1 protein-coding gene is annotated in these 14,316 nt (G+C 75.1%); it reads left to right on the top strand.

Going from position 1 to position 14,316, the window contains the following annotated elements; all coding sequences use genetic code 11:
• The first annotated feature begins 8 nt into the window (after positions 1 to 8).
• Complete coding sequence (locus ACFYW3_RS09530; protein ID WP_389385994.1) at positions 9 to 14,315, top strand: type I polyketide synthase; 14,307 nt, start codon at positions 9 to 11, stop codon at positions 14,313 to 14,315.
• The last annotated feature ends 1 nt before the right edge of the window (position 14,316 follow it).

Raw genomic sequence — 14,316 nt, 5'->3', positions numbered from 1 at the left:
TGATCCCAGTGGCGACTGACGACAAGATCGTCGACTATCTCAAGCGGGTCACCGCAGACCTGAAGCGGACCCGGCAGCGGGTGCAGGAGCTGGAAGCGGGGGCGTCCGAGCCCATCGCCATCGTGTCGATGGCGTGCCGTTTCCCCGGCGGGATCGCCTCCCCCGAGGACCTGTGGGAGTTCGTCCACACGGGCGGCGACGCGATCGGTGCCTTCCCCGCCGACCGCGGCTGGCGCACCGACCATCTGCGCGGCGACTTCCGCCTCGCCGGCGGCTTCCTCACCGACGCCGGTGACTTCGACGCGGGACTGTTCGGCATCTCGCCGCGCGAGGCACTGGCCATGGACCCCCAGCAGCGGCTGCTGCTGGAGACCGCTTGGGAAGCCCTGGAACGGGCCGGCCTCGACCCCACCTCCCGTCGGGGCACCGAGGGCGGTGTCTTCATCGGCATGGCCGACCAGAAGTACGGACCGCGCGACAGCGAACTCCTCGAAGAGGTCAAGGGGCTCGTCCTGACCGGGACGACGAGCAGCGTCGCCTCCGGCCGCATCTCCTACTCGCTCGGCCTGCAGGGGCCCGCGATCACCATCGACACCGCCTGCTCCTCCTCCCTGGTCGCCCTGCACCTCGCGGTCCGCGCCCTGCGTGCGGGGGAGTGCTCCTTCGCGCTCGTCGGCGCCGCCGCCGTGATGGCGGAGCCCAACCTGTTCGCCGAGATGGCCGAGCAGGGCGGCATGGCGGGCGACGGCCGCTGCAAGGCGTTCGCCGCCGCCGCGGACGGCACCGGCTGGGGCGAGGGCGTCGGCATGCTCCTCCTGCAGCCGTTGTCCACCGCACGCGAGCAGGGCCTGCCCGTCCTGGCGACGATCCGCGGCACCGCCGTCAACCAGGACGGCGCCTCCAACGGACTGGCCGCACCCAACGGCCCCGCCCAGCGCCGGGTCATCCGCAAGGCGCTCGCGGACGCCCAGCTCAGCGTCGGCCAAGTCGACGCGGTCGAGGCGCACGGCACCGGCACCCGGCTCGGCGACCCCATCGAGGCCCAGGCCCTGTTGGCCACCTACGGCCAGGACCGGGCCGGCGACGAGCCGCTGTGGCTCGGCTCCGTCAAGTCCAACATCGGCCACACCCAGGCCGCCGCCGGTCTGGCCGGTGTGATCAAGATGGTCGAGGCGATGCGGCACGGGCTGCTGCCGCGCACCCTGCACGTGGACGAACCGACCGCGCAGGCCGACTGGCAGGCGGGCGCCGTCCGGCTGCTGACCGACGAACAGGCCTGGCCGCAGACCGGACGGCCGCGCCGCTCCGCGGTCTCCTCCTTCGGCATCAGCGGGACCAACGCTCACGTGGTCCTCGAACACGACACCGCCATGGACGCGCCCGGAGCGGACGCTCCGGCCGACACCTCGCCCGCCGCCCCCGTCCCGTGGATGGTGTCGGCGGTCGGCGCGGACGGTCTGCGGGCCCAGGCCCGGCGACTGCGGCGCCACGCGCAGGACAGCGCATCGGTGCGGACCCTGGACACCGCGCACTCCCTGGCCACCACCCGAGCGCACCTCACGCACCGCGCCGTGGTCCTCGGCACGGACCGCGAGGAACTGCTCGCCGGACTGGCCGCGCTCGGCGCCGGCGAGGCGCACCCCCGCGTCGTCCGAGGCCGCAGCGCACCGGCCGGCCCGGTGGCCTTCCTCTTCACCGGCCAAGGTTCCCAGCGCGTCGGCGTCGGACGGGAGCTGTACGACACCTTCCCGGTGTTCGCGCGGGCCTTCGACGAAGTGCGCACCCTGCTCGACCCGCAACTGGCCTACCCCCTCGACGACATCCTCGACGGGAGGGTCGAGGACGGCCTGCCCCTGATGCAACAGACGGGATACGCCCTCGCCGCGGTCTTCGCCCTGGAAGTCGCCCTGTTCCGGCTCGTCGAACACGCGGGCGTCGTACCCGACTTCGTGCTCGGCCACTCCACGGGGGAACTCGCCGCCGCCCACTGCGCCGGAGTGCTCTCGCTCGAGGACGCCTGCACCCTCGTCGCCGCCCGCGGCCGGCTCGTGCAGACGCTGCGCACCGACGGCGCGATGGTTGCCCTGGAGATGTCCGAGGAGGAGCTGACCGCTCTCATCGAGGAGACCGGGGTCGGTGACCGGGTGACCCTCGCCGCGGTCAACGGGCCGCGCGCCGTCGTGCTCTCCGGGGACGCCGAGCCCGTGGAGCGGGTACGAGCCCTCAGCGCCGAGCGCGGCCACCAGACGCGCAAACTGCCCATCAGCCACGCCGCGCACTCCGTCCACATGGAACCGATGCTGGAGCGGCTGCGCGCGGTCGCCGAAGGCCTGGAACACCACCAGCCGGGCATCCCGCTGGTGTCCAACCTGACGGGCGCCCCCTTCTCGCCGGAGGAGATGAGCTGGCCCGAGTACTGGGTCCGGCAGATCCGCGAGACGGTGCGCTTCCAGGACGGGGTCCGCTGGCTCGGCGCCCAGGGCGTCACCGCCTGCCTGGAACTGGGCCCGGGCGGCGCCCTCACCGCGATGGCCCGGGACTGCCTCCAGGACGCGGGCCGCGAGATGGCGCTGGTGCCCACCCTTCAGCACCAGCGGTCCGAGCCCGGCACGTTCCTGACCGCCTTGGCGGAACTGCACGTGCACGGTGTGGGGGTGGACTGGGGCGCCATGCTGACGGCCCGCGGCGCCGCCCGCCCGGCCCCGCTGCCCACGTACGCCTTCCAGCGGGAGCGCTACTGGCTGCCCGCCACCCCGGCCGCACCGCGCTCCGCCGCCCCGGCCGACGAGGCGGGCCGGCTGCGGTACGGCGTCGGCTGGGCGCCGCACACCGGCCTCGACGCCGGCGCGACGCCGCACGACCCCTGGCTGGTCGTCGCCCCCGAAGGAGCGGACGGCGCCCGCGTCGCGGAAGCCCTGGGAGAGTCGACGCCGCTGCTGGGATACCGGACCGGCGAGGACCGCGCCGCCCTCGCCGAGCGGCTGCGCGCGGCCCTGCCCGACGGCAGGACCCTCGCGGGCGTCCTCGCGCTGCCCGCGTCGCCGGACACCGCGGCGCTGGAAGCCGCCGTGACCCTGCGGCAGGCCCTGGCTGACGCCGGGGTGAGCGCTCCGCTGTGGTCGGCCACCCGCGCCGCCGTCCGGGTGGACACCGAGGCCGTGCCCGGCGCGGCGCAGGCCCCGCTGTGGGGACTGGGCCGGCTGTCGCACACCGGCGGTGGTGTCGTCGACCTGCCGGCGGACCTGGACGCGCGCTCCCTGCGGCTGCTCGCGGCCGTGCTGGCCGCCCCGGGCGACGCCGACGAACTGGCCGTGCGCCCCGGCGGGGTGTTCGCCAGGAAGCTGCTGCCCGCGCAGCCGCCGAGGCGCAGCCGTGAACGGCGCCCCGCCGGGACCGTCCTGGTCACCGGCGACGTGGCGGGAGCGACGCCGCACCTGCTGGAGATGCTCTCCGAGGGCGGCGAGCACACCGTCGTGCTGGCACACCGCCCCGGTGCGCCGCTCCCGGCCGCCGACCAGGACCACCCGTACACGCTCGTCGAGTGGGACCCCACCACGGGCGAGGACGCCCTGACACCGCTCGGGGTCACCGCCGTGGTGCACCTGAGCGGCATCGACCCGGCCGGCCCGTCCACCCTGGACGACCTCGACCCGGCCGCGCTGGCCCGCGCCGTCGAGGACCGGCTGATCGCCGTGACACGGCTGGAGGAGCTGTTCCGGGACGCCGACCTGGACGCCTTCGTCCTGCTGTCCACCGTCGCCGGCACCTGGGGAGGCAACGAGGACGTCGTGCACACCATCGCGCACGCCGCCCTGGAGTCCCTGGCAGAGCGCCGGGCACTCGGCGGCCGGCACGCCACATGTGTCGGCTGGGGCCCCTGGGAGACACCCGGTCCGGAGGCACCCTCCACCGTCCCCGGGCTGCTGCCGATGCCACCGCGGCTGGCGTTGACGGCCCTGGCGCAGGCCCTGGACGCGGACGAGGCGGTCTGCGCCGTCGTCGACGTGGACTGGGCTCTGTTCCACCCCGTCCTCACCGGCCGGGGCCCCCGGCCGCTGGTCGCCGACCTTCCCGCGGTTCGGGCGCTGCCCGCGCCCATGACCCCCGAGGCGGGCTCCGCCCCCGCCGCCGGCCGGGAACACGACCTCCTGGACCTGGTGCGGGCGCAAGCCGCGGCCGTACTCGGCCACGCCTCCGGCGACGCCGTCGACCCGGTGCGCCCGTTCCGCGACCTGGGCTTCGAATCCCTGGCCGCCGTACGGTTCCGGGACGGCATCGCCGCCGAGACCGGGCTGCGACTGTCCGCCACGCTGGTCTTCGACCACCCCACCCCCGAGGCGGTCGCCGCGTACCTGCGGGCCGAACTCTCCGGCGTACGGCAGGACGAGGAAGAGATCGCGACGGTCGCGCGCCACGACGACCCCGTGGTCATCGTCGGCATGGCCTGCCGCTACCCGGGAGACGTGAACGGTCCCGAGGACCTGTGGGACCTGGTCCACTCCGGCCGCGACGGCGTGGGCGACTTTCCCGCCGACCGCGGCTGGGACCTGCCCGGGCTGCGCCGCTCCGACCTCTCCATGAAGGGCGGATTCCTCTCCGACGCCGCGGACTTCGACGCGTCCTTCTTCGGAATATCGCCGCGCGAGGCGCTCGCGATGGACCCCCAGCAGCGGCTGCTGCTGGAGGTCTCCTGGGAGGCGCTGGAGGGCGCGGGCATCGACCCCGCGGCCCTGCGCGGCAGCCGAACCGGTGTGTTCGCCGGCGCCGCGGGCTCGGACTACGGCCAGGTGCTGGCCGGAGCCCCGGAAGCGGACGGCTACCTCATGACCGGCACCGCGGCCAGCGTCGTGTCCGGCCGCATCGCCTACACCCTCGGCCTGCACGGCCCGGCCGTCACCGTCGACACCGCCTGCTCCTCCTCGCTGGTGGCCCTGCACATGGCCATCGGCGCCCTGCACAAGGGGGAGTGCGACCTGGCCCTGGCCACCGGTGTCTCGGTGATCTCCACCCCCGGCGCGTTCGTCGACTTCGGCCGGCAGAACGGCCTGGCCGCGGACGGCCGCTGCAAGGCCTTCGCCGCCGCCGCCGACGGCACCAACTGGGCCGAGGGCGTGGGCGTCCTCCTCGTGGAGCGCCTCTCCGACGCCCGCCGCAACGGGCACCGCGTCCTCGCCACCGTCCGGGGCAGCGCCATCAACTCCGACGGCGCCTCCAACGGCCTCGCCGCTCCCAGCGGACCGGCGCAGCAGCGGGTGATCCGCCAGGCACTGTCCGCCGCCGGCCTGTCCGCCGCGGACGTCGACACCGTGGAGGCCCACGGAACCGGCACCACGCTCGGCGACCCGATCGAGGCCCAGGCCCTCCTGGCCACCTACGGGCGGGACCGCGAGGAAGACCGCCCGCTGTGGCTGGGATCGCTGAAGTCCAACATCGGGCACAGCGGCGCCGCCGCCGGCGTCGGCGGCGTGATCAAGATGGTGCAGGCGCTGCGTCACGGCGTGCTGCCGCGGACGCTGCACGTCGACGAGCCCACCCCCGAGGTGGACTGGTCGGCGGGCGCGGTGGAACTCCTCACCGAGAACCGCGACTGGCCGGACACCGGCCGCCCCCGCCGTGCGGCCGTGTCCTCCTTCGGCGTCAGCGGTACCAACGCGCACGTCATCCTGGAACAGGGCCCGCGGGAAGAGGAATCGGCGCCCGTCGACCGGCCGGACGCGGGAGCCACCCCCTGGCTGCTCTCCGCCCGTACACCCGAGGCGCTGCGCGCCCAGGCCGCCCTGCTCGCCGAGCGGCTCGCGGATCGGCGGGTACCCGCCGACGCCGTCGGGCACGCGCTGCTCACCTCCCGCTCCGACTTCGAGCACCGCGCCGTGGTCCTGGGCACCGGACACGAGGAGTTCGCCGCCGCACTGCGGGCGACCGCGGCCGGGGAACCCGCCGACGGCACCGTCACCGGTGCGGTACGCGCCACCGGCCGCGGCCCCGTCTTCGTCTTCCCCGGACAGGGCGGGCAGTGGCCGGGCATGGCCGCCGAACTCCTCGACACCGCACCGGCCTTCGCCTCCCGCTGGGCCGAGTGCGAGCGGGCGCTCACCCCGCACACCGGTTTCTCCATCACCGAGACCGTGCGCTCGGGCGCGCCGCTCGACCGGGTCGAGGTCGTCCAGCCCGTGCTGTTCGCGGTCATGGTGTCGCTGGCCGAACTGTGGCGCTCGTACGGAGTCGTACCGGCCGCCGTGGTCGGCCACTCCCAGGGCGAGATCGCCGCGGCCTGCGTGGCCGGCGCGCTGTCCCTGGACGACGCCGCCCGGGTCGTCGCCCTGCGCGCCAAGGCGCTGTGCGCCCTGGCGGGCGACGGCGGCATGGTGTCGGTCGCCGTGTCGCGCGCCGAGATCGAGCGGTGGCTGCCCCGCTGGGAGGGACGCGTGTCCCTCGCGGCCGTCAACGGCCCCTCCGCCATGGTGGTCTCCGGCGAGCCGGACGCCCTCGAGGAACTGATGGCGCACGCCCGCTCCCAGGACGTACGCGTCCGGCGCATCGACGTGGACTACGCCTCCCACTCGGCGCAGGTGCAGCGCATCGAGGACGAGATCATGGCCGCACTCGGCCCGGTCCGCCCCGCCGCCGCACCCGTTCCCTTCTTCTCCACCGTCACCGCCCAGTGGCAGGACACCGCCGCACTCGACGCCGGCTACTGGTACCGCAACCTGCGCGAGCCGGTGCTCCTGGAACCGGCCGTCACCGCGCTGGTCGAGCAGGGCCACCACGTGTTCGTGGAGGTCAGCCCGCACCCGGTGCTCGGCGGAGCACTCGCCGAGACCGCCGAACTGGCCGGCGCCGACCCGGTGGTCACCGGCACGCTGCGCCGCGACGAGGGCGGACTGACCCGCATGCGCACCGCCCTGGCCGAACTGTGGGCCACCGGTGTGTCCGTGGACTGGACCCCCGCCTTCGAAGGCCACCGCGGCACCCCGGTGGAGCTGCCGACCTACCCCTTCCAACGGACCCGCTACTGGCCCTCGCCCCGGGCGGCCGCCCAGGACCCGCAGGACGAGCGGTTCTGGCAGGCGGTCGAGGCGCAGGACCTGCCCGCCCTCGCCGGCACCCTCGGCCTGGCCGACGACCAGCCGCTGCGCGAACTCGTGCCCGCGCTGTCCGCCTGGCGGCAGGGCCGCAAGGACCGGGCACTGATCGAATCCTGGCGCTACCGCATCGAGTGGAAGCGGCTGCCCGAGGCACGCGGTTCCGCCCTGCCCGGTACCTGGCTCCTGGTCGTCCCGGCCGGCGCCGCGGACGACCCGGTGGTCACCGACACCGTGCGGGCCCTGCGCGAGCGGGCCGCCGAACTCCTCGTCCTGGCCGTGGACGCCGACTCCGACGAGAGCGCACTGAGCGCCGCGCTCCGCGGAGTGCTCGGCGAGACCAGCCCCGCCGGAGTCCTCTCGCTGACCGGCACGGACACCTCCGAGCACCCGGTGGAGGCCGTCGTACCCGCGGGACTGGCCCTCAGCCTCGCCCTGCTGCGCGCGCTCGGCGCCACCGGCACCCGGGCCCCGCTGTGGTTCCTGACCAACGGAGCCGTCGCCACCGCCGACGACGCAGGACCCGCCCGCCCGGAGCAGGCCGGACTCTGGGCCCTGGGCCGGGTCGCGGCCCTGGAGTCCCCGCACACCTGGGGCGGTGTCGTCGACCTCCCGGACACCGTCGACGAACGGACGGTCGACCGCCTGGTGGCCGTCCTCACCGGCACGGACCACGAGGACCAGGTCGCACTGCGCGCTTCCGGCACCCACGGCCGCCGGATCGTCCGCGCCGTACCCGCCCCCGCCGCCCCCGGCGCGGGCTGGAAGCCGCGCGGCACCGTCCTGGTGACCGGCGGCACCGGCGCCCTCGGCGGACGGGTCGCCCGCTGGCTGGCCCGCGAAGGCGCGGAACACATCGTCCTCACCAGCCGCAGCGGAGCCCGCGCACCCGGCGCCGACCGACTGGTCGCCGAGCTGACCGCGGCCGGTGCCAGGGCCTCCCTGATCTCCTGTGACCTCGGCGACCCGGCCCAGGTGGCCGAGATGGTCGCCCAGGCACAGCGCGAAGGGGACCGCATCGGGGCCGTGGTGCACACGGCGGGCGCCGGCGGCCTCGGGCCGCTGGCCGACGCCGGGGTCGAGGACCTCGCCGAGGCGCTCGCCGCCAAGGTCACCGGCATCGCCAACCTGGAGGCGGCGCTGGATCCCGCCCAGCTCGACGCGGTCGTCTACTTCTCCTCCATCAGCGCCTCCTGGGGCGCGGGAGACCACGGCGTCTACGCGGCGGCGAACGGAGTGCTCGACGCGCGCGCCGAAGCACGCCGCGCGGCCGGGGTGCCCACCCTGTCCATCGCCTGGGCCCCCTGGGCCGGCGGCGGCATGGCCGACGACCCGGTGTTCGAGACGCTCTCCCGCAAGGGGCTGCCGCTCATCGACCCGGACCTGGCGGTCTCCGCCCTGGCCGAGGTCCTCGCCGAGGGCGAATCGTCCGTGCTGATGGTCGATGTGGACTGGGCGCGGTTCGTCCCGCAGTTCACCTTCGAACGCGCCAGCCGACTGCTGGACGAACTGCCGGAGGCCCGACCCGAACCGGCTGCCGAACAAGACGCCCCGGACGACGGCACCCCGCTCGCCCGCCGACTGGCCGGACTCGCCGGCCCCCAGCGCGTCGCCGCCCTGCGCGACCTGGTGCGCGAGCACGTCGCAGCGGTCCTCGGGCACGACGACGCACACTCCGTCGACCCCGCCCGCGCGCTCAAGGAGCTCGGCTTCGACTCGCTGACCGCGGTCGAGCTGCGCAACCGGCTGAGCACCGTCACCGGGCTGAAGTTGCCCGCCACCATGGTGTTCGACCACCCCAACGCGATCGAGCTGGCCGGTTTCCTGGACAAGCGGATGGGTGGCGACACCGCCGCACCCGGCGCCCCGACCACCACCGTCGTGCGGGTCGACCAGGACGATCCGATCGCCATCGTCTCGATGGCCTGCCGCTACCCCGGCGGGATCGCCTCCGCCGAGGACCTGTGGAAGGCCGTACGCGACGAGGCCGACCTGATCACACCGTTCCCCACCGACCGCGGCTGGCCCCTGGACCGGCTCATGGACCCCGACCCCGACCGGTCCGGCGCCAGCTACGTCGACCAGGGCGGATTCCTGGCCGGCGCGGCCGACTTCGATCCCGGCTTCTTCGGCATCTCGCCCCGTGAGGCGCAGGCCATGGACCCGCAGCACCGGCTCCTCCTGGAGTCCTCCTGGGAGGTCCTGGAGCGCGCCGGCATCGACCCGAAGTCGCTGCAGGGCAGCCGCACCGGCGTGTACGTGGGCCTGACCGACCAGGCCTACGGCACCCGCCTGCGCGGTTCCACCGACGGCATGGAGGGCTTCCTGGTCAGCGCCTCGGCCAACGTCGCCTCGGGCCGGATCTCGTACTCCCTCGGATTCGAGGGCCCCGCGCTCACCGTCGACACCGCCTGCTCCTCCTCGCTGGTCGCGCTGCACCTGGCGGCGCAGGCACTGCGCAACGGCGAATGCGACCTGGCGATGGCGGGCGGGGCCACCGTGATGCCCGACCCGACCTCGTTCGTCGCGTTCAGCCGGCAGCGCGGACTGGCCGCCAACGGCCGCTGCAAGCCGTTCGCGGCCGCCGCCGACGGGTTCTCCCTCGGCGAGGGCGCCGGCGTGCTGCTCGTGGAACGCCTCTCCGACGCCCGCCGCAACGGCCACCCGGTCCTGGCGGTGATCCGCGGCTCGGCGGTCAACCAGGACGGCGCCTCCAACGGCCTCACCGCGCCCAACGGTCCCGCCCAGCAGCGGGTCATCCGGCAGGCACTGGTCAACGCCGACCTGCCGTCCTCGGCGGTCGACGCGATCGAGGCCCACGGCACCGGCACCACCCTCGGCGACCCCATCGAGGCCCAGGCCCTGCTGGCCACCTACGGCCAGGACCGGCCCGAGGGCCGGCCGCTCTACCTCGGCTCGGTGAAGTCCAACATCGGACACAGCCAGGCCGCCGCCGGCGTGGCCGGGGTGATCAAGATGGTCGAGGCGATGCGGCACGGAGTGCTCCCGCGCAGCCTGCACGTGGACGCCCCCAGCCCGCACGTGGACTGGACGGCCGGTGCGGTGGAACTGCTCGCCGAGGCCCGGGACTGGCCCGAGACCGGCGAGCCGCGCCGGGCGGGCGTCTCCGCGTTCGGCATCAGCGGCACCAACGCCCACGTGATCCTGGAGCAGGCACCGGACGGCGCCCCCGCCGTCACCTCCGACCCGCGGACCACGGAGCCGGGCACGCCCGTCCCCGTCGTCATCACCGCCCGGTCCCGCGAGGCCCTCGGCGAGCAGGCCAACCGCCTGGCCGAACGCCTCGGTCAGGACCCGGCCGGCGTCGCCGACCTCGCCTACTCGCTGGCCACCACCCGTACGGTCCTCGACCACGCCGCGGTCATCGTCGCCGCGGACGGGGACGAACTGCGCGGAGCCCTCGCCGACCTGTCCTCCGGGGCGACCGCCGAGGAACGCGCCGACGGAGGGCTCGCCTTCCTGTTCACCGGGCAGGGAGCCCAGCGCGCCGGCATGGGTCGCGAGCTGTACCGGGCCTTCCCGCACTTCGCCGAAGCCTTCGACGAGGTGTGCGCGGAGCTGGACCGACACCTGCCCCGCCCGCTGCGCACGGTCGTGTTCGCCGAGCCCGGCTCGCCCGAGGCCGCCCTGCTCGACCAGACCCTTTACACCCAGACCGCCCTGTTCGCCGTCGAAACGGCCCTGTTCCGGCTGCTCTCGCACTGGGGCGTCCGCCCCGACGCGCTGCTCGGCCACTCCATCGGCGAACTCGTCGCCGCACACGCCGCCGGCGTGTGGTCGACCGCCGACGCGGCCCGGGTGGTCACCGCCCGCGCCCGGCTGATGCAGGCACTGCCCGAGGGAGGGGCGATGCTGTCCGTCGCCGCCACCGAAGCGCAGGTGTCCGAACTCCTCGGCGCATCCGCGGAACCGGCCGTCGCCGCCGTCAACGGCCCCGCGTCCGTGGTGCTCTCCGGCACCGAGACCGCCGTCACCGAGGCGGACACCCGGCTCGCCGGCGCGGGGCTGCGCACCAAGCGGCTCACCGTGAGCCACGCCTTCCACTCGCCCCTGATGGAGCCGATGCTCGCCGAGTACGAGCGCGAACTGGCACAGGTGACCTTCGGGGAGCCCGTCCTGCCCGTCATCTCCAACCTCACCGGCCGGGCGGCCACCCCCGACGAGCTGCGCGACCCCGCCTACTGGGTGCGCCAGGTCCGGCACGCGGTCCGCTTCGCCGACGGGGTGCGCACCCTGCTCGACGAGGGCGTGAGCACCTTCCTGGAGCTCGGCCCCGACGGTGTGCTGACCGCCATGGCCCAGGAGTCGGCGGCCGGTACGGCCGCCGGAATCGCCACCCAGCGCAGGGAGCGGGACCAGGTACGGACCCTGCTCACCGCGCTGGGCAGACTCCAGGTCCGCACCGGTCGCGTCGACTGGACCGCGTTCTTCGCGGGCACCGGCGCACGCCGGGTGGAACTGCCCACCTACGCCTTCCAGCACCGGCGCTACTGGCTCGACGCGCCGACCGGCGGGGCCGACGCCCTGGCCGGCGCCGGACTGGCCGGGACCGGGCACCCGCTGCTCACCGCGGCCGTACCGCTGCCCCAGACGGGAGGGTTCCTCTTCAGCGGAGCCGTGCCCCGGGACGCCGCCCGCCGGACCCTTCCCGGCGGCGAGGTCCTCGACCTGGTGCTGTGGGCGGGCGACCGGCTCGGTTGCGACCGGATCGCCGGCCTCGACCTGAGCACCGCCGTCGCCCGTCCGGGTGCGCCGCTGCAGCTCGCGGTGGCCGGCCCCGACGAGGACGGCACGCGCGCCTTCACCATCCACACCGGACCCGCCGACGACTCGCGGGAGGCGTGGGAGCGCATCGCCACCGGCGTGCTCGGCGGCGAAACCGCCCGGACCGAGCCCGATCCGGCGGTGTGGCCGCCGGCCGACGCCGAGCCGACCGCCCAGGACGCCGTGTGGCGCCGCGAGGGCGAGCTGTTCGCCGAACTGGCGCTGACCGACGAGGAGGCGGCCGACGCCGACCGGTTCGGGCTGCACCCGACGCTCCTGGCCGCCGTGACGGAACTCGTCGGCGAACTGGCCGGAACACCCGTCCACTTCGACGGCGTGTCCCGCCACGCCACCGGCGCCACCGCGCTCCGCGCCAGGCTGACCCGGACCGGCCCCGAGGCCGTCACCGTCCGGCTGACCGACCCCGAGGGCGAGCCCGTCCTCACGGTCGACAGGATCGTCGTACGGGAGGGCACCGCGACCGAGGCTCCGGCCGGCGCCCCGGGCACGGAATCGCTCTACCGGCTGACGTGGACGCCCGCCCCGCAGGCGGACACCGGTCAGGGCGCCCCCGTGTGGGCGGTGGTGGGCGACGACCCGCACGCCCTGGCCAAGGCCCTCGCCAACACCCAGGGCGCAGAGGTGCGGACCTACCCCGACGTCGCCGAGCTCGGGGAGGCCGCCCACCGCGGCGACGGCCCCGACCTGGTGGTCCTCACCGTCGAGACCGCCCCCGGCGAGCTGCTGGAGTCCGTACGGCACACCACCCACCGCACGCTGGCCCTGGCCGGGGACGTCCTGGCGGACGCCCGACTGACGGGAGCCCGCACGGTGTTCGTCACCAAGCGGGCGGTGGCCGCCGGTGACGGCGGCCCCGTGGACCCGGCGCAGGCGGCGGCCCGAGGGCTGCTGCTCTCGGCGCAGGCCGAACACCCGGAGCGGTTCGTGCTCGCCGACCTGGGGGACCGGGACGACGACGCCGACCTCCTCGCCACGGCCGTGGCGAACGCGACGGTCGAGGGCGAGCCGCAGCTCGCGATCCGCGGCGGGGACGTGTTCGTGCCCCGGCTGGCCCCGGTCACCGAACGCCGGCCGGACACCCACGCCGCGCCCGCGGACGGCCACGGCACCGTGCTGGTCACCGGCGCGACCGGCGGCATCGGCACCGAGATCGTCCGACACCTGGCCGCCGAGCACGGCGTACGCCGGCTCCTGCTGCTCAGCAGGAAGGGGCCCCAGGACCCGCGTGCCGCCGAACTGGGCCGCGAGCTGGCCGAGTCGGGCGCCCGGGCGACCTTCGTCGCCTGTGACACCGCGGACCGCGCGGCCCTGGCCGCCGTACTCGCGGACGTTCCGCGAGAACACCCCGTCACCGCGGTCGTGCACATCGCCGGCGTCGTCGACGACGGAGTACTGACCACGCTGACACCCGAGCGGGTGGACACCGTGCTGAGGCCCAAGGCCGACGCCGCGCTCCACCTCCACGAGCTGACCGCGGAGCTGGGACTGTCCCACTTCGTGCTCTTCTCCTCCGGCGTAGGCACCCTCGGCGGCGCCGGACAGGCCAACTACGCGGCGGCCAACGCGTTCCTGGACGCGCTCGCCCACCGCCGCCGCGAGGCCGGCCTCCCGGCGACCTCGCTGGCGTGGGGCCTGTGGGAGACCACCTCCGGCATGTCGGCGAACCTGTCCGACGGCGACCGACGCCGCATGGCACAGGCGGGCGTGCTGGCCTTCAGCCCCGAGCAGGGACTCGCCCTGTTCGACCGGGCGTGGGACTCCGACGCGACCACCCTGGTGCCGATGCGCCTGGACCTGGCCGTCCTGCGCAGGAAGGCGGGAGACGCGACCCTGCCGGCCGCCTTCCGCGGCCTCGTCCGGGCGCCGCTGCGCCGGGCCTCCGGAGCCGCCGCCGCGGCGCCCGCGCAGACCCTCGCCCAGCAGTTGGCCGGTCAGTCCGAGAGCGGCCGGCAGAGCCTGCTGCTGGAGCTGATCCAGCGACAGGTGGCGAGCGTCCTCGACTACGGGGCCGACGTCCCGCTCGACCCCAGGCGCCCCTTCCGGGAGCTCGGATTCGACTCCCTGACCGCCGTGGAACTGCGCAACGGGCTGATCGCGGCGACCGGCGTCCAGCTCTCCGCCGCACTGGTCTTCGACTACCCGACCGCGAACGCGCTCGCCGAGCACCTGCAGAGCAAGATCCTGCGGTCGGTCGCCGGGGCCCCGCTGCCGGTACTGACCCAGCTCGACCACCTCGAGGCCGCACTCGCGGCCTCACCCCCGGACAACGGCATCCGCGAACAGATAGCCACCCGGCTGCGCGGCCTGGCCGCCGCCTGGAACGGCCGCGAGGACGACACGTCCGAGGGCGACATCACCAGCAAGCTCGATTCCGCGACGGATGAAGAGCTCTTCGACTTCATCAACGCGGAATTCGGAAAGGACTGAG

The sequence above is a fragment of the Streptomyces sp. NPDC002602 genome, assembly GCF_042889445.1.
Classification (GTDB): domain Bacteria; phylum Actinomycetota; class Actinomycetes; order Streptomycetales; family Streptomycetaceae; genus Streptomyces.
The sequence above is the reverse complement of the archived record's forward strand: the minus strand, read 5'-3'. Positions and strand labels throughout refer to the sequence as shown.